The 26,703-nt window shown below is 30.4% G+C and carries 29 protein-coding genes; 22 read left to right on the top strand and 7 right to left on the bottom strand.

Features of this window, described 5'->3' with window-relative positions:
• Positions 1 to 23 precede the first annotated feature (23 nt).
• From AC5SLN_RS06355 to AC5SLN_RS06340, 4 genes are read right to left on the bottom strand one after another with little or no spacing between them, the layout of a single operon-like run.
• Positions 24 to 641 carry a DsbA family oxidoreductase gene (locus AC5SLN_RS06355; RefSeq protein WP_271627300.1) on the bottom strand — a complete coding sequence of 206 codons (618 nt, stop codon included), beginning with the start codon at positions 639 to 641 and terminating at the stop codon, positions 24 to 26.
• A gap of 4 nt (positions 642 to 645) precedes the next feature.
• A complete protein-coding gene (locus tag AC5SLN_RS06350) occupies positions 646 to 1,833 on the bottom strand; it encodes an argininosuccinate synthase (protein WP_018413648.1) in 1,188 nt (395 codons plus the stop codon).
• A gap of 4 nt (positions 1,834 to 1,837) precedes the next feature.
• Positions 1,838 to 2,344 (bottom strand): invasion associated locus B family protein, encoded by a 507-nt coding sequence (locus AC5SLN_RS06345; protein ID WP_011281606.1) that lies wholly within the window; start codon positions 2,342 to 2,344, stop codon positions 1,838 to 1,840.
• On the bottom strand, positions 2,335 to 3,372 hold the full coding sequence (locus tag AC5SLN_RS06340) for an aldo/keto reductase (RefSeq protein ID WP_494593304.1): 1,038 nt from the start codon (positions 3,370 to 3,372) through the stop codon (positions 2,335 to 2,337). The genes AC5SLN_RS06345 and AC5SLN_RS06340 overlap by 10 nt, the downstream gene beginning before the upstream one ends.
• A 60-nt stretch (positions 3,373 to 3,432) precedes the next feature.
• Between AC5SLN_RS06340 and AC5SLN_RS06335 the strand changes: the two genes are divergently transcribed.
• The gene (locus tag AC5SLN_RS06335; protein ID WP_018413646.1) at positions 3,433 to 4,194 is read left to right on the top strand and encodes a Bax inhibitor-1/YccA family protein; all 762 of its coding nucleotides are present in this window, start codon (positions 3,433 to 3,435) and stop codon (positions 4,192 to 4,194) included.
• Positions 4,195 to 4,199: 5 nt separating this feature from the next.
• Here the strand turns inward: AC5SLN_RS06335 and AC5SLN_RS06330 are convergent, their stop codons facing one another.
• Positions 4,200 to 4,544 carry a DUF2794 domain-containing protein gene (locus AC5SLN_RS06330; protein WP_011281603.1) on the bottom strand — a complete coding sequence of 115 codons (345 nt, stop codon included), beginning with the start codon at positions 4,542 to 4,544 and terminating at the stop codon, positions 4,200 to 4,202.
• On the bottom strand, positions 4,537 to 5,088 hold the full coding sequence (locus tag AC5SLN_RS06325) for a septation protein A (protein WP_006997623.1): 552 nt from the start codon (positions 5,086 to 5,088) through the stop codon (positions 4,537 to 4,539). Before AC5SLN_RS06325 ends, AC5SLN_RS06330 begins: the two co-directional genes overlap by 8 nt.
• A 78-nt stretch (positions 5,089 to 5,166) precedes the next feature.
• Between AC5SLN_RS06325 and hspQ the strand changes: the two genes are divergently transcribed.
• From hspQ to AC5SLN_RS06250, 15 genes are all read left to right on the top strand, one after another.
• Entirely contained in the window at positions 5,167 to 5,487 is a 321-nt protein-coding gene (hspQ, locus tag AC5SLN_RS06320) for a heat shock protein HspQ (RefSeq protein ID WP_006997624.1), read from the top strand.
• A 181-nt stretch (positions 5,488 to 5,668) separates the two neighbouring features.
• Positions 5,669 to 6,379, top strand: coding sequence for a heme ABC transporter permease CcmC (gene ccmC, locus AC5SLN_RS06315; RefSeq protein ID WP_494593302.1), 711 nt, complete (start codon positions 5,669 to 5,671; stop codon positions 6,377 to 6,379).
• Positions 6,376 to 6,603 carry a heme exporter protein CcmD gene (locus AC5SLN_RS06310; protein WP_011281601.1) on the top strand — a complete coding sequence of 76 codons (228 nt, stop codon included), beginning with the start codon at positions 6,376 to 6,378 and terminating at the stop codon, positions 6,601 to 6,603. Before ccmC ends, AC5SLN_RS06310 begins: the two co-directional genes overlap by 4 nt.
• A gap of 10 nt (positions 6,604 to 6,613) precedes the next feature.
• Positions 6,614 to 7,033 carry a cytochrome c maturation protein CcmE gene (gene ccmE / locus AC5SLN_RS06305; RefSeq protein WP_494593300.1) on the top strand — a complete coding sequence of 140 codons (420 nt, stop codon included), beginning with the start codon at positions 6,614 to 6,616 and terminating at the stop codon, positions 7,031 to 7,033.
• Between the two features lies 1 nt (position 7,034).
• Positions 7,035 to 8,912 (top strand): heme lyase CcmF/NrfE family subunit, encoded by a 1,878-nt coding sequence (locus tag AC5SLN_RS06300; RefSeq protein WP_494593299.1) that lies wholly within the window; start codon positions 7,035 to 7,037, stop codon positions 8,910 to 8,912.
• Positions 8,909 to 9,430 carry a DsbE family thiol:disulfide interchange protein gene (locus AC5SLN_RS06295; protein ID WP_494593297.1) on the top strand — a complete coding sequence of 174 codons (522 nt, stop codon included), beginning with the start codon at positions 8,909 to 8,911 and terminating at the stop codon, positions 9,428 to 9,430. Before AC5SLN_RS06300 ends, AC5SLN_RS06295 begins: the two co-directional genes overlap by 4 nt.
• On the top strand, positions 9,427 to 9,801 hold the full coding sequence (locus tag AC5SLN_RS06290; RefSeq protein ID WP_494593295.1) for a cytochrome c-type biogenesis protein: 375 nt from the start codon (positions 9,427 to 9,429) through the stop codon (positions 9,799 to 9,801). The genes AC5SLN_RS06295 and AC5SLN_RS06290 overlap by 4 nt, the downstream gene beginning before the upstream one ends.
• Positions 9,791 to 10,306, top strand: coding sequence for an acyloxyacyl hydrolase (locus AC5SLN_RS06285; protein ID WP_494593294.1), 516 nt, complete (start codon positions 9,791 to 9,793; stop codon positions 10,304 to 10,306). The genes AC5SLN_RS06290 and AC5SLN_RS06285 overlap by 11 nt, the downstream gene beginning before the upstream one ends.
• An 8-nt stretch (positions 10,307 to 10,314) precedes the next feature.
• A complete protein-coding gene (locus tag AC5SLN_RS06280) occupies positions 10,315 to 11,466 on the top strand; it encodes an alpha-hydroxy acid oxidase (RefSeq protein ID WP_494593293.1) in 1,152 nt (383 codons plus the stop codon).
• A 72-nt stretch (positions 11,467 to 11,538) separates the two neighbouring features.
• Positions 11,539 to 12,702 (top strand): pyridoxal phosphate-dependent aminotransferase, encoded by a 1,164-nt coding sequence (locus AC5SLN_RS06275; protein ID WP_006997633.1) that lies wholly within the window; start codon positions 11,539 to 11,541, stop codon positions 12,700 to 12,702.
• A gap of 5 nt (positions 12,703 to 12,707) precedes the next feature.
• Entirely contained in the window at positions 12,708 to 14,204 is a 1,497-nt protein-coding gene (locus tag AC5SLN_RS06270; RefSeq protein ID WP_494593291.1) for an FAD-linked oxidase C-terminal domain-containing protein, read from the top strand.
• Entirely contained in the window at positions 14,158 to 15,438 is a 1,281-nt protein-coding gene (locus AC5SLN_RS06265; protein WP_494593289.1) for an FAD-binding protein, read from the top strand. The genes AC5SLN_RS06270 and AC5SLN_RS06265 overlap by 47 nt, the downstream gene beginning before the upstream one ends.
• A complete protein-coding gene (gene glcF / locus AC5SLN_RS06260) occupies positions 15,438 to 16,733 on the top strand; it encodes a glycolate oxidase subunit GlcF (protein ID WP_494576760.1) in 1,296 nt (431 codons plus the stop codon). The genes AC5SLN_RS06265 and glcF overlap by 1 nt, the downstream gene beginning before the upstream one ends.
• Positions 16,734 to 16,735: 2 nt before the next feature.
• Positions 16,736 to 17,689: a 2-hydroxyacid dehydrogenase gene (locus AC5SLN_RS06255; protein ID WP_494593287.1), complete on the top strand. Its 954-nt coding sequence runs from the start codon at positions 16,736 to 16,738 to the stop codon at positions 17,687 to 17,689.
• 20 nt (positions 17,690 to 17,709) lie between these two features.
• Complete coding sequence (locus tag AC5SLN_RS06250) at positions 17,710 to 18,918, top strand: MFS transporter (RefSeq protein WP_494593285.1); 1,209 nt, start codon at positions 17,710 to 17,712, stop codon at positions 18,916 to 18,918.
• 2 nt (positions 18,919 to 18,920) lie between these two features.
• On the opposite strand, the gene AC5SLN_RS06245 is transcribed toward AC5SLN_RS06250, so the two are convergent.
• On the bottom strand, positions 18,921 to 20,003 hold the full coding sequence (locus AC5SLN_RS06245; protein WP_494576754.1) for a GAF domain-containing protein: 1,083 nt from the start codon (positions 20,001 to 20,003) through the stop codon (positions 18,921 to 18,923).
• 161 nt (positions 20,004 to 20,164) lie between these two features.
• Between AC5SLN_RS06245 and AC5SLN_RS06240 the strand changes: the two genes are divergently transcribed.
• From AC5SLN_RS06240 to AC5SLN_RS06215, 6 genes are all read left to right on the top strand, one after another.
• Positions 20,165 to 21,226, top strand: a complete 1,062-nt coding sequence (locus AC5SLN_RS06240; RefSeq protein WP_494593284.1) for an NAD(P)-dependent alcohol dehydrogenase — start codon at positions 20,165 to 20,167, stop codon at positions 21,224 to 21,226.
• A 21-nt stretch (positions 21,227 to 21,247) separates the two neighbouring features.
• Positions 21,248 to 22,783 carry a type 2 periplasmic-binding domain-containing protein gene (locus AC5SLN_RS06235; protein ID WP_494593282.1) on the top strand — a complete coding sequence of 512 codons (1,536 nt, stop codon included), beginning with the start codon at positions 21,248 to 21,250 and terminating at the stop codon, positions 22,781 to 22,783.
• Positions 22,784 to 22,846: 63 nt separating this feature from the next.
• Positions 22,847 to 23,707: a carbohydrate ABC transporter permease gene (locus AC5SLN_RS06230; protein ID WP_168606992.1), complete on the top strand. Its 861-nt coding sequence runs from the start codon at positions 22,847 to 22,849 to the stop codon at positions 23,705 to 23,707.
• Between the two features lie 2 nt (positions 23,708 to 23,709).
• Positions 23,710 to 24,558, top strand: a complete 849-nt coding sequence (locus tag AC5SLN_RS06225; RefSeq protein ID WP_168606993.1) for a carbohydrate ABC transporter permease — start codon at positions 23,710 to 23,712, stop codon at positions 24,556 to 24,558.
• Positions 24,558 to 25,637, top strand: a complete 1,080-nt coding sequence (locus AC5SLN_RS06220; RefSeq protein WP_494593280.1) for an ABC transporter ATP-binding protein — start codon at positions 24,558 to 24,560, stop codon at positions 25,635 to 25,637. The genes AC5SLN_RS06225 and AC5SLN_RS06220 overlap by 1 nt, the downstream gene beginning before the upstream one ends.
• A complete protein-coding gene (locus tag AC5SLN_RS06215; RefSeq protein WP_494577965.1) occupies positions 25,630 to 26,703 on the top strand; it encodes an ABC transporter ATP-binding protein in 1,074 nt (357 codons plus the stop codon). The genes AC5SLN_RS06220 and AC5SLN_RS06215 overlap by 8 nt, the downstream gene beginning before the upstream one ends.

The following is a 26,703-nucleotide window of genomic DNA, read 5'->3' as shown; positions in this document are numbered from 1 at the left end:
AAGGATAAAGTGTCCTTTAATTTTTAGCTTAAATTGGACTTTATTACACTTTCTAAATTTGCAGAGCTTTGAGCGCCTGAAATAAAATCTGTTCCTATTTCAAAGAAGGGTACTCCATTAATTTCTTTCTCTCTTGCGACTGAAATATATGAATTAATTTCTTCAATATTTTTTAAATTAAAAAAATTATTGATTGTATCTCCATTAATATTAAATTCTTTGCCAATATTAATTAAGATTTCTTTATCTCCAATATCAAGACCTTCAATAAAGTATGATTGATATATTTTTTCTTTAATTTCGTTGTGTACATTAGATTGTTCGGCTAATTTTATTAATAAGTGAGAAAATACTGTATTAGGTGTTTTCTTTATCTTATCTAGATTAAAATTAAGATTTTCTTTATTCGCCTCTTCCGTCATTCGATCATACATTGGTTGAGCAAACTCTTTTCCACCAAACTTTATTTCTAAGTACTTGTTTCTTTCAATTCCTTCTTTAGGCATGTCAGTATTTAGTTGAAATGGAACATGCTCTATCTCAAACTTAGTCTCAGGAAAATTTTTTAATGCTTTATTTAATCTTGTCTGACCAATAAAACACCACCCACAAATTGTGTCAGCAAATACTTTTATTTTCATTAATTTATGAACGAAGCTTTTGTTTATGAAAGTTAATAAATCTTTCTACATTTGATTTATTAAAGGTTTTATTTTCTTCAAAAGAAACTTTTTTCATTGAGTAAGCATTACTTTTTGTCTGTCTAGACATTATAGTGATATTGCCTTTGTATAATTTAAGCTTAACAGAGCCATTAACTTTATTCTTTTTAAGATCGACAATTTTTTGAAGTTTAAATCTTGCTTTTGAGTACCAGTAACCATTGTAAATAAGTTCAGCATATTTAGGCATAATTTCATCTTTTTTATGCATAGTTTCTTTGTCCAAAGTAACAGACTCAATTGCTCTGTGCGCTGACATTAAAAGTGTTCCACCAGGCGTTTCATAAACACCTCTAGATTTAATCCCAATAAATCTGTTTTCAACTAAATCAACTCTACCTATTCCATTTTTGCCGGCAACATTATTAAGTTTTTCTAACAAATTTCCAGGCGATAGTTTTTTACCATTAACAGTTATGGGGTCTCCATTTTTAAATCCTATAGTTACAAATGAAGCTTTGTTAGGTGCTTTTTCAGGAGATACTGTTCTTTGAAAAAGAAACTCAGGAGCTGAATTTTTTGGGTTTTCTAAAACCTTACCCTCAGTTGATGTGTGGTATAAATTATCATCAATAGAGAAAGGAGGAGCACCTTTTTTATCTGTTGGAATTGGAATATTGTTTTTTTTTGCATATTTAATTAAATCTGTTCTAGAGTTTAATTTCCATATTCTCCATGGTGCAATAATTTTTACTTTTGGACCAAAGTAATGATATCCTAATTCAAATCTCACTTGATCATTTCCTTTGCCAGTTGAACCATGAGAAACTGCATAAGCTCCAAATTTTTTAGCGGCAGCAATTTGACGTTTTGCAATTAAAGGTCTTGCAATTGAAGTACCCAATAAATAAACACCTTCATAAATTGCATGCCCTCTAATCATTGGAAAGACATAGTCTTTTACAAATGTATCTTTTAAATCTTCAATAATGATATTTTTAACACCTAGTCTTTTGGCATTTTTTATAATTTTTTTTCTATCAATTTCTTGCCCAACATCTGCAGTATAACAAATAACTTCTGCATCATAATTTTCTTGAAGCCATTTTAAAATAATAGAAGTGTCTAGTCCGCCAGAATATGCGAGTACAATTTTCTTTTTAGATTTCATTTAATTAACTGCAGCTAGTTTTTGCAGCATTATAGGCTTTCGTAAATCCTAACAATGAATAATGGTCTATAGTTTGAGAGCCTTTTTGATTATGACCAGTGATCATAATTCTTGATCCTTTCTTCATGGTCTTAATCATTTTGTTTTCAAGTTTGTTATCAGCAATCCAAGCAAAACCTTCTTGAGCAATATCAAATTTGTATTTAGATTTACCTGAAGTAGCTATAATTGAGTTTTGATTATTAAATTCATAGCCACCAGTAACGCTTATTTCATCATTTATTTTTTCGGCAGGTCTAAATGAAACAAACATTCTTGCTTCTCTAGGGTTAGATTTTGGGGCCTGCAACACAGGAACTGATTGAGCAAAACAAACTTTACCGGTTTGTTCAGTTATAATAATTGTTTCCCAGTCTTTAAATTTACCAACTTTTTTTACTTCTTGTGAATTTACGCTAACAGCAAATAAGCTTACAAGAATTAGAATTATAAAATTTTTAATTATGGACATGGGTTAGGGTAAATTTTTTGTACTTCATTTATTTCTTTAATTACGTCTTCACTTAAATCTATACCTATACTTTCTATATTAGTTTTCAACTGTTCCATTGTCGTTGCACCAATGATAACCGATGTTACAAACGGCTGAATTTCTAAAAATTTTAAAGACATTTGAGCTAAATCCAGATTGTGTTTCTTTGATATTTCATAATATAATTCAATAGCTTTTTCAGCATTTTGATTATTATATCTAGACCAAAAATCACCATCTCTTTCCATTCTAGAATTTTTTGGCAATTGTTTATTTCTGTATTTTCCAGATAAATAACCACACGCGAGAGGAGAGTAAGCTAGCAATCCGGCTTGCTCCCTAATAGACATTTCTGCAAGTCCAATTTCATAAGTTCTATTTAATAAATTATAAGGATTTTGAACTGAAAGCATTCTTGGTAAATTTTTATCTTTTGAAAGCTCTAAATATTTAGATAATCCCCACGGTGTTTCATTCGATACACCAACGTATTTAATTTTTCCTTGATCAATAAATTTTTTTAAATTTCCTAGAATATCTTCAAACCTAGTCCACTCATTGCTATCATCATGTTCATAACCTAGTTTGCCAAAAAAATTTGTTTTTCTTTCTGGCCAATGTAATTGGTACAAATCAATACAATCCGTTTTTAATCTTTTTAAACTTCCTTCAAGTGCTTCTGTAATATTCTTTTCTCCAAATTGATTTCCACCACCTCTTACATACTCTCTCATTGGGCCACAAACTTTTGAAGCTAAAATTACTTTGTCTCTCTTTTTTGTTTTTTCAAACCAATTACCAATAATAGTCTCAGTATGACCAAACGTTTCTTGTCTTGGTGGAACAGAATAAATTTCCGCAGTGTCCCAAAAGTTTACACCCTGATCTAAAGCATAATCCATCTGCTCAAAACCTTCATTTTGGGTATTTTGTTCACCCCAAATCATAGTACCGAGACAAATAGTGCTTACTTTTAAATCTGTATTTCCTAATTTTTTATAATTCATAATTATTTAATCTTATTAAGACATCTTGAAATAATAGTAAAAGGCTATTATATATGTGTCATGGAATTCAATAAGCAAAACATATTAAATAAAGTAAAAGAAGCTCAGCAATCAACAGTAGTAATGGATGAGGGCTTAAGAGCCTACATGCTAAAAGTCTACAACTACATGGCTTCTGGTATTTTGTTAACAGGACTTATATCTTTAATATTTTTCAAACTATCTGTAGTAACAGATGCTAATGGATCAATTACAGCATTAACAAGCTTAGGAAATACAATATTTCTTTCAGGTTTTAAATGGATTGTAATGCTTGCTCCACTTGGAGTAGTTTTTTACATGAGTGCTAGAATTAATAAAATGACAGCTTCAACCGCTCAAACAACTTTTTGGGTTTTTGCGTCTTTAATGGGGTTATCACTATCCTCAATATTCTTAGTTTATACTGGAGCGAGTATCACTAGAGTATTCTTTATTACCTCTATTACTTTTGGTGCAATGAGTTTGTATGGTTACACAACTAAAAGAGATCTTACAAAATTAGGATCATTTTTAATGATGGGCTTAATTGGAATTATTGTTGCATCAGTTGTTAACATGTTCTTAAAATCTTCAATGATGGATTTTGTAATCTCAATTCTAGGTGTTTTAATTTTTGTAGGTCTTACTGCTTATGACACTCAAAAAATTAAAAACATGTATGTATCAAGCGATACGGGTGAGTTGATGGGTAAAAAAGCTGTAATGGGTGCTTTAACTCTTTACCTAGACTTTATAAATTTGTTTATAATGTTGTTAAGATTATTTGGTCAAAGACGATAGTCTTTTTATTTCTTAAGGTTCTTCCAATTAGTATTTTTAAGTAAAATTTCTAGATCAAAGGAATTTTTTAAAACTTTCCCATTAGAATCTGTAATTAAATACTTTAAATTTTTATTGCTAGGTTTAAAGTTTTTACAAATTTTATACAAAGCATTCTCTGCTGCATTTTTAAAGACACTAAAACTAACCTGCCTGTTAGAAATGTTTAGACCATAGTCTTTCCATGATCCTTCAGAGACCATTTTTGCATATAGATCTAAAATGATTTTAAGTTCATTTTTTTCAAAAAATTGTCTTTCTTCTATTTGTTTGTGAGGATTATTTACAACTAGCTTTAAGTTTCTATTCATCAAGCTTGTATTTATTAATCAATGATATTTGAAATGCTGTAAAGACAAGGGTTATTGGTAACATGCCCCATACCTTAAAATTAACCCAAAACTCTTCTGTTTGCGTTCTCCAGACACATTCATTAAGGATTGCAAGGAAGAAGAAAAAGTACATCCATCTTTTGTTTAATAATTCCCAACCCATATCAGTTAGAGCAATTGACTTACCCATAATCTTTTTAAGGACAGGTTCTTTTGTAAAATATTTTCCAAAATATAAAGCAAGGGCAAATAAAATATTAATGATCGTTGGCTTTACATAAATAAAAACTGGATCATCAAAATAAATTGTTAGACCCCCAAAAAATGTAATTAAGATACCACTTATTAATGGCATCATAGGTATTTTTTTTTCAAAAAACCAAACAACAGCTAGCGCAGTTAATGTTGCAACTATGAGTGGAGGAATCGCAACTGCTAGATTCTTATCATTATTATAATAATAATAAAAAAAAATGGCTAAAGGCCCAAAGTCAGTTGCAAATTTAAGAAAAGATTTATTCACTTGACAGATATTAACATAATAAAAAAAATATAAATGTTTTTTATTGATTTTTGTTCTTAAACCCCCATATTAATAGTAATGGCAATTCAAAAAGCAAAATTTTCAATAGGAGACATTGTAAAACATAAACACTTTGAGTTCAGAGGTGTAATTTATGATGTTGATTTCGAATTTAATAATTCTGAAGAATGGTATCAATCTATTCCAAAGAATGTTCGTCCTAGAAAAGATCAGCCTTTTTATCATTTGTTAGCCGAAAATGATGAAATTACATATGAAGCATATGTTTCAGAACAAAATCTATTAATGGACGATTCAGAAGATCCAATTAAACATCCTTTAATTGAAGAGATTTTTTCTGGCAAAAGAGGCTCTAGCTACTTTAAGCCCTCTAATTAATTCTTTTTTTAAACACAATTAATTCAAATCTTCGACATATATAGTTGCTATCTATATTTATGTTCTGATCAAGAGTGTTAAATAACGTTTTTATCATTATTGACTCCCTCTGCATTCTTGATCAGGATGATCTTCCATAAAAAAAATTAAATTATCTTTTTTTAATATATATAATTTAAAAATGTTTAAATATTTTGAACCTAATAAAATTTTTGCAATAACCTCTAAAGCACCAAAGTACGTTTTATTTTTATTTATTATTGTCTTAACAATCGGTTTAACAGAAGCGCTTATACTTTCACCTGAAGATTATAAACAAAGTGATGCAGTAAGAATTATGTATGTTCATGTGCCAGCTGCATGGACATCACTTGGAATATTTACAAGTTTAGCTTTTTTGTCTGTTGGAAGTTTTGTTTTTAAAAATAAAAATTTTGCATTAATTGCTAAAAGTTTAGCACCTTCTGGATTCATCTTTAATATTATAGCATTAGTTACAGGATCAATTTGGGGAAAACCAACTTGGGGTACTTGGTGGGCTTGGGATGCAAGAATAACTTCTATGTTAATTTTAGCTTTGTTTTATGGAATGTATTTATTGGCTTGGAGAATTTATGAGGACAAAGAACAAGTAATAAAGGTTACGTCTTTAATTGCAATTTTAGGAGTGGTAAATGTTCCCATCATTAAATTTTCTGTAGACTGGTGGAACACGTTACATCAACCAGCTTCAATTAATATTTTATCAACCAACACAGCAATTCACCCATCAATGTTAGTCCCATTGGGTATTATGACTGCGGCATTTGCTCTTTTTTCATTACTCATTTTTTTGATGAAATATAATACCGAACTGATAAAAGTTAAGAATAAAGGATTAGATAGATTATGATAAATGAAATAATTTCAATGAATGGATATGGAGCTTACGTTTGGTCAGCTTTTTCATTTACATTGATTAGTTTTACAGCCCTGTACTTTGTAACTAAATTACAACTTTCAAAAGAGCAAAAAAGATTTGCTTCTAAATTTGGTTCTCTAAATGTTGAGAAAGCTAGAGCTGCAAGATCACAAAATATTAATAGAGAAATATTATCCAATACATCAAATATTTAACTAATAAACCATGTATGGTAAAAAGGTTAAATTACGATTTATATTCTTAGCTTTAATCTTAACCTCAGTAATTTTAACAGTTTTTTTAGTTTTACAATCATTAAAAGAAAACGTTGTATATTTTCAGTCTCCGTCTGAAATAAAATCTTTAATAGAATTAAATAAAAAAAAAATAAGAGTGGGTGGGATGGTTAAAGAACAATCAATTTTTATAGATTCTGATAAAGTTAATTTTGTTATTACTGACTTTCAAAATGAAATTAATGTTGTCTATACAGGGGCAGTCCCCAATTTATTTGCCGAAGGAAAAGGAGTAGTTGCTGAAGGTTTTTTAAAAGATAAGAATTATTTTACAGCTACTAAAATTTTAGCAAAACATGATGAAAATTATATGCCCCCAGAAGTTAAAGAAGCCTTAGGAGATAAATAAATTGCTAGCTAATCAGATAGGTTATTATTCTTTAATTTTAGGGTTGTTACTTTCGGTATTGCTTTGTGGAGTTTCGATTAAAGACTTTAATAAAACTAATAAGCAAATTAACCAAACTATATTATCTCTATCATTTCTACAGTTAGTTTTTGTAATTGTGAGTTTTTTGAGTTTGATTATATCTTTTATAAATTCAGATTTTAGTAATGAGACAGTTTTTAATAATTCTCACACAACTAAACCATTATTCTATAAAATCTCAGGAACTTGGGGAAACCATGAAGGAAGTTTATTGTTATGGTTGTTAGTATTAACTTTGTTTATTTTTTTGTTTTTAATTAAATCAAGAGAGCAGCCTAAAAAATATAGAATTTTAACTTTATTATTTCAGCAAATAATAATTATTGGGTTTTTCTTATTTGTATTAATGACATCTAATCCTTTTAATTATTTATTTCCAATTCCCAATGAAGGTCTTGGTCTTAACCCAATTTTACAAGATCCAGCTTTGGCAATTCATCCCCCAATTTTATATTTAGGGTATGTTAGTACCTCTATAATATTTTCATCATCCCTTGCTGCAGTTACACAAAATTATGTCACCAAAGAATGGGGGCAGCATATTAAAAAATGGGTTTTAGTTTCTTGGATTTTTCTAACTATTGGAATTATGCTTGGATCAATTTGGGCATATTACGAACTAGGATGGGGAGGTTTTTGGTTTTGGGACCCAGTTGAAAATGTTTCTTTAATGCCATGGCTAACACTAACAGCATTGTTGCATTGCATTGTAGTGTTAGAAAGAAGAGCATCACTAACATCTTGGGTGGTTATACTGTCTATTACAACATTTACCCTAAGTATGTGTGGAACTTTTTTAGTAAGATCCGGAATATTAAATTCTGTACATACATTTGCTAATGACCCTGCAAGAGGTATTTTTATATTAATATTTCTATTTGCACTAATTGTCTTATCGTTAGGAATATTTTTTATATTTCACAAAGAAAATAATAAAAGCTCAAATAATTTTTTTTGGCTTAGTAGAGAAACTTCTATCTTAATAAACAATTGGTTTATGATGTATTTTTTAGCTGTTGTTTTAATAGGTACGGTATATCCAATTTTTCTAGATGTAATATCTAGTGAAAAAATATCAGTAGGGCCTCCTTTTTATCATAAATTAATTGTTCCTTTTTTAATACCATTTCTATTATTCATGTCTCTTGGACCAAGACTTAAATGGATTAAATCAAAAATTGAAAATAAAAACTCACTTATTATCACATTTACAATTTCGGTAATGTTAACTTTTTTTATTATTAAAAATTTAACTGCTGACTTACTTTTTTATACAGTTTTAATTTCAGCTGCTTTTTTTTTATTCTTTACAACTTTAAAAGAATTATTTATTAAAAAATTTAATAATATTTCTCAAACGATTTCACACTTTGGTTTTAGTATATTAATATTAAGTATTCTGTTTAACAGCATTTTATCCTCAGAAATTATAACCAACATAAAAATTGGCGAAAGATATGATTATAATAAAGGTGAAATTTTTTTTAAAAAGATAGAAGAAAAAAAAGAAAGTAATTTCAACTCCATCATTGCTTCTTTTGAGATAAAAGACAAAAATGGAAAAACTATTGAATTAAAACCTGAGATTAGAATTTATAATCAGCCTGTAATTATTACCAGTGAAGCAGATATAAGAACAACACTATTAGAAGATAAATTTTTAGTAATGAACCTTGTAAAGGATAATGAGTATTTTAATATCAGATATCAAGTAAAGCCATTTATGGTTTGGATATGGATCTCAGTTTTACTATTATGCCTTGGTGGATTAATGAGTTTATTTAAAAGAAAGATATGAAAAATAAGTTTAGCTTATTTGTTGTAGTTATTTTTTTAAGCTTTTGTTTTGTTATTTTTTATAAAGGATTAAATACTCCAAACACTTATACCCCAAAGGTTAATGAGAAAAAAAATATCCCAACTTTTAAAGCTAAGGACTTTTATTCAAATAGCTATATAAACTCAGATAAAATTTTTGAAGATAACACATTTTATATTGTAAATATTTGGGCATCCTGGTGTGTGCCTTGTAGAACAGAGCACCCCTTATTAATGCAACTAAGTAAAAATCAATCGATTAAATTAATTGGATTGAATTATAGAGACAATTTTAATAATGCAAAAAAATTTATTGATGACTTTGGCAACCCATATTCTAGAATTTTAATTGATAAAGATGGAACCTTAGGAGTTGAATTTGGAGCATATGGAGTTCCAGAAACTTTTTTAATAGATAAAAATAAAAATATAATTAAAAAATTTGTTGGTCCAATCAATCAAGAAATTGTTAATGAGATTAAATTAATTATTAAATGAAAATTTTAAAAATATTTATAATCCTATTTTTAGCCACAAGCCTTTTTGAGTTAAAATCAGATGAAGTAAATGATGTTTTAAAAAATAAAATTTTAAAAAATATTCGTTGTTTAATTTGTCAGGGTCAGTCAGTATACGATTCTGAATCTGAATTTGCCTCCAGTATTAAACTAATTGTTGATAGAAAAATTAATGAAGGATTAAAAGAAAAGCAAATATATCAATTTTTAAGAGAAAAGTATGGTGATTGGGTTATTTTTGATCCTCAATTAAACAAAAACACTTATGTTTTATGGTTATTACCATTATTGTTATTTTTATTTGGTGGTGCAATAATGTATAAAAAAATTCAAAAAAAAAATGAAAAGTAACTTTTATATTAAAATTTTATCAGCAGTAATTTTAACACTATTTTCTTTGACTGTTAGTGCTGAGGAAAATGTTAGTGAACATCAATATAATTTTTATACTGGCAATTTTGATTTCAGTGATGATAAACAAAAAGCTATACTTTTTGGATTTCAACATCAAAATGAAAATTTAGAAAGAAATACTTTCCTTGGAAATGCATCTCCTATCACAGGAGGATTTATAACTGAAAACTCAGCTGCTTATGTGTATACAGGTGTTGAGTGGAACTACGCAATGGGAGACAAAATTAAATTTACTCCAAGTTTTGCCCCAGGATTTTACCATGAAGGTGATGGTAAAGACTTAGGTCATGCTTTAGAGTTTAAAACTGAGGTGCAATTGTCTTATTCAATTTCAGAAAGTACAAATTTAGGAATGTCATATAATCATATATCAAATGCAAGTTTAGGAGATAAAAATCCTGGTGCCAATAGTTATATGTTTAATCTTCTTAAGAATTTTTAATTTTAGTTATGAACTTAAAGAATTGTCATAATTTTAATGACTTTAGAAAATTAGCAAAAAAAAGATTACCTTCTCCAATTTTTCATTATATCGACGGTGGTGCAGATGATGAAAAAACTTTAAAAAGAAATACAGATTCCTTTGATGATTGTGATCTAATTCCAAATATTCTTGCTAGTGTTGGTAAACCAGATCTTTCAACGACTGTTTTTGGAAAAAAAATTGATATGCCGATCTTTCTTTCCCCAACTGCCATGCAAAGACTTTACCATCATGAAGGTGATAAAGCTTCAGCAAGAGCTGCAGAAAAATTTGGAACCTTTTATAGCATGTCTACTATGGCCAATAATACTATTGAAGAGGTTGCTGATATTTCAAATGGTCCAAAGTTATTTCAATTATATGTGCATAAAGATCAATCAATTACTGATGATCTAATAGATAGATGTAAAGTGTCTGGTTTTAATGGCATGTGTTTGACAGTTGATACATTGGTTGCTGGAAACAGAGAAAGAGATCACAGAACTGGTTTTACTACTCCTCCAAAATTGACACTTCAAAGTTTAATTAGTTTTGCTATGAGACCTGAATGGGTATTTAATTATTTTACTCATAAAAAATTTGAACTATCCAATGTTAAAAATAAAACAGATAAAGGAACAAATATTTCAAAATCAGTTATCGAATATATTAATGAACAATATGATCCAGCTATGAATTGGAAGGATGCCGAATACTGTGTAAAAAAATGGAACGGCCCATTTGCTCTTAAAGGTGTAATGTCAGTTGAAGACGCAAAAAGAGCAATAGATATTGGCTGTACAGCAATAATGATTTCAAATCATGGGGGTAGACAATTAGACGGTTCAAGATCACCCTTTGACCAAGTTAATGCAATTAGAGAGGCTGTTGGTGATAAATTAGAAATTATTTTAGATGGCGGTGTAAGACGTGGAACTCATGTTTTAAAAGCATTAGCAGCTGGGGCAACAGCATGTAGTTTTGGAAAAATGTTTTTATTTGCTTTAAGTGCTGGGGGTCAACCTGGTGTTGAACGTCTATTGCAAAACATGCATGATGAAATCAATAGAAATATGGTATTAATGGGCTGTAAGACTTTAAAAGAATTAAATAAATCAAAATTAATTTATAGAAAATAGTTTTACTTATCAAAATTATATATAAAAAAAATAAATTAAATTATAAAATATTGATATTAGAATTAAGTTATTATGAAATTAGCAAAAAATTTACAAAGACTAGGAACTGAATCTGCATTTAGTGTTTTAGCTGAAGCAAAAAAATTAGAAGCACAAGGCAAACCAATGATCCACTTAGGTCTAGGTCAGCCTGATTTTAAGACACCCCAACACGTAGTAGATGCTGCAAAAAAAGCATTAGATGAAGGTCATCATGGATATGTTTTATCAAACGGAATTTTAGAGTGCAGACAAGCTGTTACTAGAAAAATTAAAAAACTTTATAATAAGGATATTGACCCTGAAAGAGTATTGATAATGCCAGGTGGGAAGCCAACAATGTATTATGCGATACAATGTTTTGGTGAACCAGGTGCAGAAATTATACATCCAACACCAGCATTCCCAATATATGAATCAATGATTAATTATACAGGTTCAACACCAGTCCCTTATGACTTAACAGAAGACAAAGATTTAAAATTTGATCCAGAAAAAATTCTATCTTTAATTACAGATAAAACTAGATTGTTAATATTAATTAACCCGAATAATCCAACGGGAAGTTTTGTTGAAAAATCTGCAATAGATGTTTTAGCAGAAGGGTTAAAAAAACATCCTCATGTAGCAATCCTTAGCGATGAAATTTATAGTAGACAAATTTATGATGGAAAAGAAATGCCAACATTTTTTAATTATCCCGATCTGCAAGATAGATTAATTGTTTTAGATGGTTGGAGTAAAGCTTATGCAATGACAGGATGGAGAATGGGATGGAGTGTGTGGCCAGAAGAATTAATACCACATGTAAATAAACTAATTATTAATAGTGTTTCATGTGTTAATGCTCCGTCACAATTTGCAGGAATTGCAGCTTTAGATGGACCAGATGATGCAATTCATGAAATGATGGTAAAATTTGACCAAAGAAGAAAATTGATTCACGAAGGTTTAAATAGTTTACCAGGTGTGGAATGTAGCCTTCCAGGAGGAGCCTTTTATGCATTTCCTAAAGTTATTGGAACAGGAATGAATGGTTCAGAATTTGCAAAAAAATGCATGCATGAAGCAGGAGTAGCAATAGTTCCAGGAACAGCTTTTGGTAAAACTTGCCAAGATTACGTAAGATTTAGCTTTGCAGCTTCACAAGACAACATATCTAACGCATTGGAAAATATCAAAAAAATGCTAGGCTAAGACTAATGAGTGAATTAGTTCTGCCAAAGATTGACAAAGAAACGATCAATAAAAAAGAATATATTTTTAAAAATCTTGCAAAGATTATCTATCCAGAAAATGTTTTAAGTCATGCAGATGATATTAAACCATATGAAACTGATGCATTAGCAGCTTACACGCAAACACCACTAGCTGTTGTGATGCCAGAAAACACTGAAGAAGTAAGTAACATTTTAAAGTTTTGTCACAAAGAAAATATTAAAGTTGTCCCAAGAGGGGCAGGCACTGGTCTTTCAGGGGGAGCTCTACCTTTAAATGATGCAATCTTATTAAGTCTTGGAAAATTTAACAAAATTATAGAAATTGATTTTGAAAATAAATGTGTAGTAACCCAACCGGGTGTAACAAATTTGGGAATAACACATGCCGTACAACATAAAAATTTTTACTATGCGCCAGATCCATCAAGTCAACTTGCATGCTCAATAGGGGGCAATGTTGCTGAAAATTCTGGAGGCGTCCATTCTCTAAAATATGGAACGACAACTAATAATATTTTAGGTGTTGAAATGGTAATGATGGATGGAACAGTTTGTAGAGTTGGTGGAAAAACTCTTGATCAAGAAGGGTATGATCTAATGGGATTAATTTGTGGTTCAGAAGGATTATTAGGAGTGATTACTGAAGTGACAGTAAAAATTTTAAAAAACCCTCAAGTAGTTAAAGCAGCGCTAATAGGCTTTCCAACAATTGAAGAAGGTGGAAACGCAGCATCAGAAATAATTTCAAGTGGAATTGTTCCAGCAGGTATGGAAATAATGGATAAAGCTTTGATAGAAGCAACAGATAATTTTAGTAAAGCAGGTTATCCACGAGATGCGGAACTTTTATTAATTGTAGAATTAGATGGAACTGAATCTGAGGTAGATGAATTATTAAAACAGGTGAGAAGTATTTGTGAAAAAAATAATTGCTCAAGTTTAAAATTAAGTAAAAATGAAAAAGAAAGACTATCATTTTGGGCGGGAAGAAAAGCAGCATTTCCAGCGTGTGGAGCTATGGCACCAGATTATTATTGTATGGACGGATCCATACCAAGAGGAAAACTTGCGGAAGCTTTACTTGAAATAAAAAGACTTTCTGAAAAATATGAGTTGCCAGTAGCAAATTGTTTTCATGCAGGAGATGGAAATTTACACCCATTAATAATGTTTGATGGAAGTGATAAAGAGCAATTAAGAAAAACAGAAGAATTTGGAGCTGAAATACTAAAGACGTGTGTGAGATTAGGTGGAGTGATCACTGGAGAGCATGGAGTTGGAGTTGAGAAAAGAGAACTAATGTGTGAGATGTTTAATAATACAGATATTCAACAACAATTAGATATTAAAAAATCGCTAGATGAAAAAAACTTACTAAATCCTGGAAAAGTTTATCCAATATTAAGAAAATGTGCAGAGGAAGGAAGGGTACATGTCCATAGAAATGAAGAAAAATTCCCAGATCTTCCAAGATTCTAATAATACTTATTATCCAGAAGATGAACTTCAAGTTTCAAATATAGTTCAAGAGCTTTATAAAAAAAACCAACCAACAGAAATAATTGGTACAGGATCAAAAAATTTTATTGGTAATAGAATACAATCTGCGAAAAAATTATCTCTTTCTAAGGTATCAGGAATAGTCGAATATTTACCTGAAGAACTCTACATTAAGGTTAAAGCCAACACTCCATTAGAGATAGTTGAAAAGGAGTTAGAAAAAAATAATCAAGAACTTGCTTTTGAGCCTATTGATTTTGGATTTATTGAAAATGGAAAATCAAACAAGGGCACTATAGCAGGTCATTTAGCTTGTAATTTTGCTGGCTCTAGAAGATTTAAAGTTGGAAGTATAAGAGATCATATTTTAGGATTTAGAGGTGTGAATGGTAAAGGAGATATAATTAAATCAGGTGGCACAGTTGTAAAAAACGTTACGGGTTACGATTTATCAAAGCTAGTTACAGGGTCTTTTGGAACTTTAGTTGCTTTAACAGAAATAACTTTAAAAGTTTTACCAAAGAAAAAATCATCTAATACAATTACAATTCACACTGATGATAAAAAATTAATTAAAGATTTATTCGAGAAGATATCTAGTTCAAGCAGTGAAGTCTCTGGTGCTGTTTATATTCCTGATGAACCCAAAGATGAAAGTTATGACCAAAATAAAGAAATGGTTTTTAAGTTTAATGATCTAAAATACAAAGGTTCATTTTTAGCGTTAAGAATAGAGGGAGATAAAATTGCAATAGATGAAAAAATAAAAGCTCTAACAATTGAGCTTGAGCTTAGTAAGCTGAACACAACAGTTTTAGATGTTCATCAATCAACACCATTTTGGAAAAAAATAAATAACCTTGAATTATTCAAACAAACAAAAAATAATCTTTTAAGAGTAGTAGTGCCCCCTTCAAAAGGCCCTAAGTTGATACAATTTCTAGGCAATAAGTATAAATATTATATTGACTGGTGTGGCTCATTATATTGGATAGAGGTTCAATCAAAGAAGAACTCTAAGGTTAGTGATATTAAAAAATTAACTAAGGAATTAGGTGGTTATTTAACTATTATAAAGACATCGGATGAATATGATTACGAAGAAACAATTTTTACAGTAGATGATACAAGACTTTTAATATCAGAAAAGATCAAAAAAAGTTTTGACCCTAAAAGAATTTTTAATCCTGGAAAAATGTATAGAGGAATTTAATGCAAACAAATTTTACAGAAAAACAATTAAAAGACAGTGATAACGCTGCAACAGAAAAAATTTTTAAAAAGTGCGTTCATTGTGGTTTTTGTAATGCAACTTGTCCAACTCATCAAATATTTGGTGATGAATTAGATGGACCACGGGGAAGAATTTATTTGATTAAAGACATGTTGGAAAATCAAAAAAAGCCAACAGCAAAGACAGTAAAGCACATAGATAGATGTTTATCTTGCTACAGCTGTATGACCACTTGTCCTGCTGGAGTAAATTATATGCACATCATTGATCATGGTAAAAAATATATTGAAAAAAACTATGAAAGATCTTTTTTTGATAGAACAATTAGAAACTTTTTATCAGTAGTATTACCGAATACTGGATACTTTAGATTAGCAAGTTATATGGTTAAATTAGCTAAACCCTTTCAGTTTTTAATGCCAACAAAAATAAAAGATATGATCAGCTTGATGCCAACAAGTTTTCCTAAAAAAACTATAAAACAAAAAGAAGTTTATTCTGTAAGTGCTAAAAATAAAATCGCAAGAGTTGCTCTTTTAACTGGCTGTGTTCAAAAAGAAATTTCTCCTCAGATTAATGAGGCAACCATTAGACTTTTAAACAGACATGGAGTTGAAGTGGTTGTGCCTAAAAAGATTAGATGTTGTGGATCATTAAATCATCATTTAGGAAAAGAAGATGATGCCCACCAAGATTTTAGAAATAATATTAATACTTGGTATGATGAACATCAAAAAGGTAATTTAGATGCTATTTTATCTAACACTTCTGGCTGTGGAACCACCATGAAAGATTATGGTTTCATTTTTAAAGATGATGAAGAAATGAAAAAGAAAGCAAAAGTGATTTCTGATTTAACAAAAGACGTTTCTGAATATTTAGATACCAATTTAAAATTAAACTTTAAAACAAAAGAAAAGAAATATAAAATTGCTTATCATTCTGCATGTTCAATGCAACATGGACAAAAAGTACACAGTCAACCCATGTCATTACTTTCAAAAACAAATAATGAAATTATGGAAATTCCAGAAGGACACATCTGTTGTGGGTCTGCTGGAACTTATAATATTTTGCAAACTGAAATTGCCAAAGAACTATTAAGTAAAAAAGTAAAAAATATTGAAAGTTTGAAACCAGATTTTATATCAACTGGAAATATAGGTTGTATTACCCAAATTTCTAATGGAACCAAAACTCCAATTTTACATACCATTGAGATATTAGATTGGTATACTGGTGGTCCAAAACCAAAAATATTACAAAAGAATTAACTATGAAAAAAATTATAATTACACGAAGATTGTTAAAAGAATCTGAAGACAAAGCTTCTAAAACATTTGATGCAAAACTTAATGGTAATGATGAATTATACTCTCAATCTAAACTTGTTGAATTAAGTGAAGGCCATGATGCAATCTTAACTTCTTTAACTGATAAGATGGATGAAGATACTATAAGTAAACTACCAGATAGTATTAAGGTAATTTCTAATTTTGCAGTTGGTTTTGGAAACATTGATTTAGATGCAGCTAAAAAAAGAGGAATAGCTGTAACTAATACACCAGAGGTTTTATCTGATGCTACTGCAGAGATTGGAATTTTATTAATTCTTGGAGCATGTAGAAGAGTTCCAGAGGGTATTCAAGCTGCAAAAGAAAGTAGCTGGAAGTGGTCTGCAGATTACTTGATCGGAAAACAGTTAACAGGTACGAGGCTTGGAATTTTAGGAATGGGAAGAATAGGTCAAAAGATTGCAAAAATAGCAAAATCTTTAGGAATGATAATTCATTACCATAATAGATCAAAACTAAGTGAAGAAAAAGAACAGGGTGCCATTTACCATGATGATATTAAAAGTCTTTTTGGGGTTTCAGATGTATTGTCAATTTGTTGTCCAGCAACAAAAGAAACAGAAAATTTAATTAATAAAGAAACATTGGAATATTTTCCAACAGGTGCGGTTATAACAAATGTAGCACGTGGAGATATTGTTGATGATGAAGCTTTAATAGATGCATTAAATAGAAGAAAAATTTATGCAGCAGGTCTTGATGTTTACAAAGGGGAACCAAATTTAAACCCAGGTTATTTAAAAATTAAAAGTGTTTTTATTTTACCTCATCTTGGAAGCGCTACTAAGCACACAAGAATTGCTATGGCCAATCTAGCTATAGACAATATTGATGAGTTTTTTAAAACAGGAAATTGCAAAAATAAAGTAAATTAATTTCTTTATAATTTTAGATTATGAATAAAGTTATTTTACCAAAACAAAAAGCAATTAGTATATTTTTAGTATTTGCCCTTGGTTATTATATCTCTAATTTATTAAGAGCAATTACAGCAACTATTTCGCCCAATCTTGTATCTGAATTTAATCTATCAGCTGGTGAGTTAGGACTTTTGGGTGGTGGATATTTTTTAGGTTTTGCTTCTGTTCAAATTCCACTTGGCTATCTATTAGACAATAAAGGCCCAAAAAAAATAGTTTCATACTTTTTATTAATTGCAATTGTAGGAATAATTTCATTTTCTTTGTCACAAAATTTTACTTCTCTTTTAATTTCAAGAATTTTAATTGGAATAGGAGTTGGAGCATGTTTGATGGGACCGTTAACTGCTTATAGAGTTTGGTTTCAAGACGAGACCCAACAAAGAGCAAATTCGTGGATGTTAATGACTGGTGCAATAGGAATGTTATCCTCTAGTTTGCCAGTACAATTTTTTTTACCAATAATAGGATGGAGATTAATATTTGGAATTTTAGCAATTCTAACTTTTTTTAGCATTGTTTTAATTCTTATTTTTATTCCCAATTGGGACAAAGAAAATATAGATAATGAGAAAGGCTCCTTAAAAGAAGTATGGCAGAATGAATTTTTTAAAAGTTTAGTGCCAATGGGTTTCTTTAATTACGGTGGTTTATTTGCTATCCAAACTTTATGGGCAGGGCCATGGATGGTTAAGGTGTCTGGATATACTCCAGAAGAAAGTGCAAACGGTTTGTTTATTATTTATCTTTCCTTACTTTTTTCTTTTTTAACTTGGGGGTATTTTGTACCAAGATTTTCTAAAAATGTTTCTGATGCAATAAGGTTATTAAAATTTGGTGCACCATTAAACTTAATGGTATTAGCCTTCATAATTTATCTAGGTCCAAAAGCAGGAGCATTTCATTGGGCATTTTTCGCAGTAAGTTCAGTATTTTTATCATTAAGTCAGCCTGCTGTTGGGATGGCTTTTTCACTTTCAAATGCTGGAAAAGCACTGACTTCTTTTAATTTACTTCTTTTTATTGGGGCATTTGCACTTCAATGGATTATTGGTATCATTATTGATATCACAATGAATTTTGGCTTTTCAGAAATTTCAGGTTTTAGATTTGCAATGATATTTTTTTTATTAACCTCTTTATTTTCTTACCTATTTTTCTTAATAAAAAATTTAAAGAATTAATTCTATTGTAAGTGTTTGTAAATTGTAGTTCGCGAAACACCAAGTCTTCGAGAAACTGCACTAATATTTCCGTTTTCTAAAAAAGTAGATTTAATTAAAATACATCTATCTTCTTTAAATTTTGATCCCTTACATTTTTTACATGCATAATTTTTTATTTTTATTTCTTTAGATATTTTTTTCTTAAAATTTTGACTTTTTATTACAAAAACAGATGAGCCTAAATGATCAGAAATTTTCATTATTTTATTTTGTAAAAGTTCATTTGCTATTGAAGAAAATGAAGTTGTAAAAATATTATTAAAATTTTCATTCTTTAATGTTACGAGTCCATGCAACATTATTCTTGCATTAGAATTTGAGCCAACAACAAATCCGTCACCATTAATTGCAAGTAGACCAACACTATTGGTACTTAAGTATTCTTGACGTGGATGGAATGATAAAATTAATTCATTATTAAATTGATTTAAAAATAATTTTGTTTCAATGCTTTTTGTAGCAAGCTTAACTAGTGCTAAGGTGTGCTGTTCTCTTGAATGCACATCAGTAGAGGCATCTATTATACCAATAGTTTTTCCCTCATGATTTAGTATTGGACTTGCAAAACAAGATAACTTTCCATGTGACTCAAAAAAATGTTCCTTACCTGAGACTATGGAATCTTTATTCAGAGTAACAACTTGTCCCAATCCATTTGTACCTCCAATTTCTTCTCTCCAAATTGAACCTGGTATTACAATTTTTCCAACATCAGTTCTAAGGCAGGTTTTATCATAAATAGTATCCATAACTGATCCAGTGTTGTCAGAATATGCTACCATAAAATTTGTCCCTGCTATTTGTGAATATAGAAGTTCAAGTTCAGGGTTTACTAGTCTTCTAATATATTCATTTTTTTCTTTAAGCTCTTCAAGCTCTTTAGAAGTAAGAATTGTTCTCTTTGGGTTTTTAAGTGGATCTAGTCCAGTTGAAATACATCTCTTCCAGCTATCAGATATATCTTTATCAATCAGAGAAGGTAAAAAGCCTCTTCTCTTAGTTAGGTCAGAGAATTTTTTTTCAACAGAAACTAAATTTGACATATCTTATTTTACGAGTTTATTAAAAATGAACAACCAACCAGGAGTTGTATTTTGTTAACTTTATGAACACTTTTTTGCGCAGTTGACTCTCTGTTGACCTCAATATTGGATAGGGTTTGTTATTAAAAAATATTAACAAACTAAAAAAATAGAGAGAAATTATGAAGGCACAGGTTTTACATAAGTACAATCCAAAAATGGATGAAAAAGTTTGGGTTACAGAACAAGAAATGCCAGATCCAAAATTAGAAAAATCATCAGATGTTATTGTTAAAATTGGTGCTGCGGGAGTTTGTAGAACTGATTTACACATTATCGAAGGTGTTTGGGAACATATCCAAGATCCTAAAGGAGATTTATTACCTATGGTTATGGGTCATGAAAATGCAGGTTGGGTTGAAGAAGTAGGCAAGGATGTTGTTGGATTTAAAAAAGGTGATCCAGTAATTTTGCACCCAATCATTTCTGGAACAGATGGAACTTGTTTAAGTTGTCGTAGAGGCTTAGATCAGCATGCTGAAGAAGGTGCTTTTCCAGGACTAAACATTAAAGAAGGTGGTTATGCAGAATTACTTAAAACAAGTGTTCGTAATTTAATTAAACTACCAAAAATATTAGCGCCAAAAGATGTGGCACCATTTTCTGATGCAGGACTTACCGCTTATAGAGTTGTTAAAAAAGCTACTAGACATTTATTACCAGGTCAGACTTGTGTAATTATTGGAGCAGGTGGACTGGGTCATATAGCAATTCAATGTTTAAAAGCAATGTGTGCTGCAAATATTATTATCGTTGAAAAATCTGCTCAAGCCTTAAAACATGCAATGGATTTAGGTGGTGATGAAGGAGTTTTAATTGATGGAAATGAAGTTGAAAGAGTTCTAGAGCTTACCAAAGGTAAAGGTGGTGAAGCTGTAATCGATTTTGTTGGTGAAAAAGGATCCACTGCAATGGGTATTAAAATGACAGCAGGAAGTGGATATTATTATATCGTAGGTTATGGTGAAGAAATCAGAGTTCTAGCTGTTGATGTAATTATTTCAGAAAAAACAATTGTTGGAAATTTAGTGGGAACGTGGTCTGAGTTATATGAGCTGATGGAGTTAGCTAACAAAGGGTTAGTTACACTTTCTATGCAAGAATATAAATTAGGTGATGCTAATAAAGCGCTTCATGATCTTAACGAGGGTAAAGTTAAGGGAAGAGCCGTTTTAGTTCCATAATAATAAATAAAGGAGAGAGTAATGAAAATAATAAAAACTTGCCTAAGCGCTATGATATCAGGAATTTTGATATTTAGTCCAGCTTATGCAGATAAGTGGAGTGATCAATTTCCACATATCAAAGCAACAGGAGATATTTCTGGTGACTGTTCTTATGAAGAGATTTCAAAAAAGAACTACAAAGGAAAAACTCTAAAAATAAATACGCATGCCGTTCCAGTAATCGGACAGCCTACAGCTCTTCATGCTGAACAGTTTGCAAAACTAACGGGCGCAACAGTTGATGTAACACATACACCTGCAGGTGATTTGTACGCAAAAGCTATGGTTCCTTTTAAAGCTGGTCAAGCTCCATACGATATCGTATTTGGTTTTTCTAACTTTATAAATGACTGGAGACAGTATTTAGCACCAGTTCCAAAAAAATACATGAACACAAAAGAGATGAAAGACGTTACAAAATCTCATGTGGGTGTTTCTTCTTGGGATGGAACTATGTACCAATATCCAGTTGATGGAGACAGACATTATCTAAAATACAGAAAAGACGTAATAGATAATCCTGAAATGCAAAAAAAATATAAAGAAGCTACAGGGAAAGAGTTAAAAGTTCCTACGACTTGGAAAGAGTATGGCGAAATGGCTAAATTCTTTAATGGTTGGGACTGGGATGGAGATGGAGAAAAAGAATACGGTTCAGCTGAAGTTATGAAAAAAGACGACTTAATGTTCGCAGCTTTTTTCAGTAGATCAGTAGCGTATGCTAAAAATCCTAGAACTCCAGGTGGTTTCTTTTTTGATTTAGAAACTATGAAACCAAATGTTAATAATCCAGGGTTTGTTGAAGCTTTAACTGATTGGGTAGAAGCTACTAAGTATGTTCCTCCAGGAGGAATTAACTTTGGACTAGGTGATGAAATTGGATCATTTGGTGGTGGACAAACTCTATTTAGTTTTTCATGGGATGATGCTTTTATTGCAGCGATGCAAGATGATAGTCCTATTAAAAATAAAGTAGGTACAGCTCCTCTTCCAGGTGCAGATAAAGTTTGGAATAGAGTATCTGGAAAATGGGATAACAAATATAACCAAGCACCGTACATTGTATGGGGTTGGGCAGTAGGTGTTGCTAAGAAAAGTAAAGTGCAAGAGATGGCGTTTGATTATCTTTGTTTCTTTTCTAATGGAGCAAACCACCAAGCTGACTTAGCTATTGGTAACTTTGGTGTTAATCCATTTAAAAACTCTGATTTCGATCCAAATCTTTATATAGATACAATGGGTTGGGATGCAGACATTGCAAAATCATACACTAAGACACTTAAAGATATGGAAAAAAGTAAAAATAGAGTTTTCCCTTTAAGAGTTCGTGGTGTGTTTGAATTCACTAGTGCAGTTGCAACTGGAACTTCTAAGGCTTTAGCTGGTCAGCTATCTCCTCAAGAAGCTTTAGATGAAGTTGCTAAAGAGTGGGAAGCAATTGTCAAAAGAGTTGGTAAATCAGCAGTACAAGAAGACTATGCTGTTGGTGTCAAAATGGAAGACAACAAGTTATAAAAATAACTTTATGTGGCCACTTTTAATTAGTGGCCACATACATTATATTCAAAATCCAATTACATGAACTTTAAACATAAATACGTTTTTTTATTCCCAGGTTTATTTGTTCTTATAGGTATCTTAATTTTCCCAATAATATTTGTAGTTCGTTTAAGTTTATCAGGCTGGAATAGTTATAATGGTTTAAACTTTATAGGTCTTGAAAATTACATAAGATTATTTACTGATGATCCACGGTTTTGGGAATCATTTTTTAGATTGAGTTTTTTATCAGTTACAACTGTTGTTCTTCAATATGTAATTGGCTTTGCACTGGCTCATATGGTTTGGAAAGAAATTAAATTTCAAAGATTTTTTAGAGTTTTGTTTTTAATTCCTATGATGACTACTCCAGTTATTATGACTGTTATTTGGAGAACTTTTTTTCATGAGTCTCTCGGCCCAGTAAATGATATTTTAGGGAATTTTGGTTTTTCACCAAAATGGCTTACAGATCCTACCTTAGCTAAATTCACAGTTATTATTGTTGAGGTTTGGCAGTGGACACCATTTATGTTTTTACTATTGTTAGCAGGTCTTTTATCACTTCCAAAAGAACCCTTTTTGGCAGCTGCAATTGATGGAGCTAGCCCAATTAGAAAATTTATTTATGTAACATTTCCATTAATGGCACCTATATCTATTGGTGCAATTATTATCAGATTGATTGAAGCCTCAAAGATAATGGATACGGTTTACGTATTAACCTCTGGTGGTCCAGGAACTTCAACTGAGACTTCAAGCTTTTATATTTTTATTAAGGGATTGAGAGAGTTTCAAATGGGCTATGCAGCTTCAATGTCATTCACATATTTAATAATAATGATCATAAGCTTAACTGTTATTGCAAAAGTATTAACTAAATTATTACTCAAAGATTAGATATGGGAAAATTATACACATTCTTAAAATATTTTTTTATAACAATTTGGACAGTATTTGTTGTGGCACCTTTTCTTTGGGCGCTTACAACTTCCTTTAAAGACTTTAATTCAGTTAATGGAGGTGTTACTTATATTCCATGGGTTGATTTTGAACCTAACCTAGAAGGTTGGAGGGTCTTAATTAAATCACCAGCACAAGGAGGGGTAGATATTGTTGAGCCTTATTTTAATAGTCTGTTTGTAACATGTACTGCTAGTTTAATAAGCATAATCCTTGGAACTTTATCTGCCTATGCACTTTCAAGATATACTTTTAAAGCAGGTCCCATAAAAAATAACGACATTACTTTCTTTTTTATTTCTCAAAGAATTATGCCACCAATTGTTTTATCAATACCTTTCTTTTTATTTTTAGGAGCGGTCAATTTATTAGATAGTCTAATCGGGTTGATAGTTGTTTATATTGTTTTGTTAATGCCTATAGCAGTTTGGATTATGGTTGATTTCTTTAACAAGGTACCGAGAGAAATAGATGAAACAGCATTAATAGATGGATGTAATCCTTACCAAGCATTTTTTAAAGTTGTATTACCAAATTCAATACCAGGTTTAATTGTTGCTGGAATGTTTTGTATAATATTTGGTTGGATTGATTTCTTTTTTGCATTCATTTTAACTTTTACTGAAGTACAATTACTACCAGTTAAAATAGTTGCCTTAAACTCTTCAATTACACCATGGTGGAGTTTATCTGCTTCAGCATTAGTTTCTGTTGCACCATTAATTGTAGTTGCATTTATTGTTGAAAGATATTTGTCAAAAGGAAATTTGTCTGGAGCAATTAAATAATGAATTTAGTTGGAGAAAATTTATCATACAAATTAACTGAAGAGCTACAGTTGCGAAAAATCTCTTTTAACTTTGAAAAGGGAAAATTATATACGATTTTAGGAAGAACACTTTCTGGGAAAACTACCTTATTAAAAACAATAGCTGGACTACTTATGCCAGACAGTGGAACAATTAAATTTGAAGGTAAGAATTTTTTAGAGATACCAGTGTGGGAAAGAAATATTGCTATGGTTTATCAGCAATTCATTAACTACCCTCACTTAAATGTTTTTGAAAACATAGCTTTTCCATTAAAACAGAGAGGTTTAGCTCCTCAAAAGATTAATGATGAAGTTTTTAATTCTTTGAAATTAGTAGGGTTAGAGGGCTATGAAAAAAGAAAAATTCAAGAATTATCAGGCGGTCAACAACAAAGAGTTTCAGTTGCAAGATCACTGGTAAAAAATGCAAAAATTTTATTATTAGATGAACCACTAGTTAATTTAGATTACAAGCTAAGAGAACAGTTACGTGAAGAGTTTAAAAATATATTCATTAATGGCCTATCAGAAGAGAGTATTGTAATTTTTTCAACAACTGATCCTAGAGAGGCAATGGAACTCAATGGTGAAGTCATTGTTCTTGATGAGGGTAGAGTACTCCAAGTGGGAGCTGCAAAAGAAATATTTGAAAACCCTAAAAATTTAAAAGTTGCAGCTATTTCAAATGACCCACCAATGAACATTTTAAATGCTGACATAGACTCTAATAAAATAAAATTTGAAGATATTGAAATAGATATTCCAGATCATTTATCTAAAATAAAAAACAAAAATTTTAATTTTGGTATAAGAGCATCAGATGTTGAACTAAATAATAACGGGTTTGAGTTTGAAGTAGAGCTTGCAGAAATTAGTGGCTCAGAAACCTTACTCCATCTTACTAGAGGAAATGCAAAAATTATAACCAGTATAGAAGAAGTTATGGATTTTAAAATCCACGATAAAGTTAAAATTAATTTTAAATCAAATAAAGCTTACGCATTTGATGAAACTGGAAATTTAGCTTCATCTCCATTTGGGGGCAGTAATGTCTAAAATTAATTTAAATAAGATATCTCATTCATATAATCCAAACGATGCTAACCCAACTTATGCACTAAACCCTTTTTCAATGACTTGGGAAGATGGAAAGAGATATGCAATTTTAGGCCCATCTGGATGTGGTAAAACAACAATGTTAAATATTGTATCAGGCCTAGTAAGGCCTTCATCTGGCAAAATATTATTTGACGACAAAGATGTTACAGATCTTAAAACTGAAAGTAGAAATATTGCTCAAGTTTTTCAATTTCCAGTGATTTACAATACTATGACAGTATATGATAATTTAGCTTTTCCACTTAGATGTAGAGATTTTTCTAAAGAAATAGTTGAGGAAAGAGTTAATTCTGTTGCAGAAACATTAAATTTAAAATCTTTCTTAAATTTGCCTGCTAGAAAACTTACCGCCGATCAAAAACAATTAATTTCTCTTGGTAGAGGACTTGTAAGAGAAGACGTAGCTGCAGTTTTAATGGACGAGCCATTAACAGTTATAGATCCTGATTTAAAATTTAAATTAAGAAGAAATCTTAAAGAAATAAATGAGCAATATAAAACAACTTTAGTTTATGTAACTCATGATCAAAATGAAGCGATGACTTTTGCAGATAATATAATAGTTATGAGTGAAGGTGAAGTGGTTCAAACAGGAACTCCCAAAGAATTGTTTGAAAGACCAAATACTACTTTTGTTGGATACTTTATAGGATCTCCTGCAATGAATTTATTTGAAACAGAAGTATCATCTAATAATAGTGTTAAAATTAATGATACTTTAATTAAAACAACAACAGATCTAACAAAGTTAAAAAATAAAAATGTTAAATTGGGAATAAGATCCGAATATATAAAATTAGCAGAAAAACAAAAAGACAATGTGTTATCTGCAAAGGTGGATAAAGTAGAAGATCTTGGAAACTATAAACTTCTAACGGCTAAAGCTGGAAATCTTACAATCAAATCTAAAATCAATAGAGAAACTGAAGTACCTTCAGACAGTATAAGCTTACATATTCCTGCTGAAAGATGTTGTGTATATGAAGATGAAAAATTGATTTAA

The sequence above is a fragment of the Candidatus Pelagibacter sp. PS_31 genome (genome assembly GCF_059417865.1).
This window is presented reverse-complemented; position numbering and strand designations above follow the sequence as displayed.

Coding starts and splice junctions, on each gene's coding strand:
- AC5SLN_RS06240 (WP_494593284.1), top strand. CDS start 20,165: ATGAAGGCACAGGTTTTACATAAGTACAATCCAAAAATGGATGAAAAA.
- AC5SLN_RS06220 (WP_494593280.1), top strand. CDS start 24,558: ATGAATTTAGTTGGAGAAAATTTATCATACAAATTAACTGAAGAGCTA.
- AC5SLN_RS06330 (WP_011281603.1), bottom strand. CDS start 4,544: ATGAATAGAAACTTAAAGCTAGTTGTAAATAATCCTCACAAACAAATA.
- AC5SLN_RS06285 (WP_494593294.1), top strand. CDS start 9,791: ATGAAAAGTAACTTTTATATTAAAATTTTATCAGCAGTAATTTTAACA.
- AC5SLN_RS06270 (WP_494593291.1), top strand. CDS start 12,708: ATGAGTGAATTAGTTCTGCCAAAGATTGACAAAGAAACGATCAATAAA.
- glcF (WP_494576760.1), top strand. CDS start 15,438: ATGCAAACAAATTTTACAGAAAAACAATTAAAAGACAGTGATAACGCT.
- AC5SLN_RS06275 (WP_006997633.1), top strand. CDS start 11,539: ATGAAATTAGCAAAAAATTTACAAAGACTAGGAACTGAATCTGCATTT.
- AC5SLN_RS06255 (WP_494593287.1), top strand. CDS start 16,736: ATGAAAAAAATTATAATTACACGAAGATTGTTAAAAGAATCTGAAGAC.
- AC5SLN_RS06230 (WP_168606992.1), top strand. CDS start 22,847: ATGAACTTTAAACATAAATACGTTTTTTTATTCCCAGGTTTATTTGTT.
- AC5SLN_RS06340 (WP_494593304.1), bottom strand. CDS start 3,372: ATGAATTATAAAAAATTAGGAAATACAGATTTAAAAGTAAGCACTATT.
- AC5SLN_RS06215 (WP_494577965.1), top strand. CDS start 25,630: ATGTCTAAAATTAATTTAAATAAGATATCTCATTCATATAATCCAAAC.
- AC5SLN_RS06345 (WP_011281606.1), bottom strand. CDS start 2,344: ATGTCCATAATTAAAAATTTTATAATTCTAATTCTTGTAAGCTTATTT.
- AC5SLN_RS06280 (WP_494593293.1), top strand. CDS start 10,315: ATGAACTTAAAGAATTGTCATAATTTTAATGACTTTAGAAAATTAGCA.
- AC5SLN_RS06355 (WP_271627300.1), bottom strand. CDS start 641: ATGAAAATAAAAGTATTTGCTGACACAATTTGTGGGTGGTGTTTTATT.
- AC5SLN_RS06295 (WP_494593297.1), top strand. CDS start 8,909: ATGAAAAATAAGTTTAGCTTATTTGTTGTAGTTATTTTTTTAAGCTTT.
- AC5SLN_RS06350 (WP_018413648.1), bottom strand. CDS start 1,833: ATGAAATCTAAAAAGAAAATTGTACTCGCATATTCTGGCGGACTAGAC.
- AC5SLN_RS06235 (WP_494593282.1), top strand. CDS start 21,248: ATGAAAATAATAAAAACTTGCCTAAGCGCTATGATATCAGGAATTTTG.
- hspQ (WP_006997624.1), top strand. CDS start 5,167: ATGGCAATTCAAAAAGCAAAATTTTCAATAGGAGACATTGTAAAACAT.
- AC5SLN_RS06335 (WP_018413646.1), top strand. CDS start 3,433: ATGGAATTCAATAAGCAAAACATATTAAATAAAGTAAAAGAAGCTCAG.
- AC5SLN_RS06225 (WP_168606993.1), top strand. CDS start 23,710: ATGGGAAAATTATACACATTCTTAAAATATTTTTTTATAACAATTTGG.
- AC5SLN_RS06265 (WP_494593289.1), top strand. CDS start 14,158: ATGTCCATAGAAATGAAGAAAAATTCCCAGATCTTCCAAGATTCTAAT.
- ccmE (WP_494593300.1), top strand. CDS start 6,614: ATGTATGGTAAAAAGGTTAAATTACGATTTATATTCTTAGCTTTAATC.
- AC5SLN_RS06290 (WP_494593295.1), top strand. CDS start 9,427: ATGAAAATTTTAAAAATATTTATAATCCTATTTTTAGCCACAAGCCTT.
- AC5SLN_RS06250 (WP_494593285.1), top strand. CDS start 17,710: ATGAATAAAGTTATTTTACCAAAACAAAAAGCAATTAGTATATTTTTA.
- ccmC (WP_494593302.1), top strand. CDS start 5,669: ATGTTTAAATATTTTGAACCTAATAAAATTTTTGCAATAACCTCTAAA.
- AC5SLN_RS06245 (WP_494576754.1), bottom strand. CDS start 20,003: ATGTCAAATTTAGTTTCTGTTGAAAAAAAATTCTCTGACCTAACTAAG.
- AC5SLN_RS06310 (WP_011281601.1), top strand. CDS start 6,376: ATGATAAATGAAATAATTTCAATGAATGGATATGGAGCTTACGTTTGG.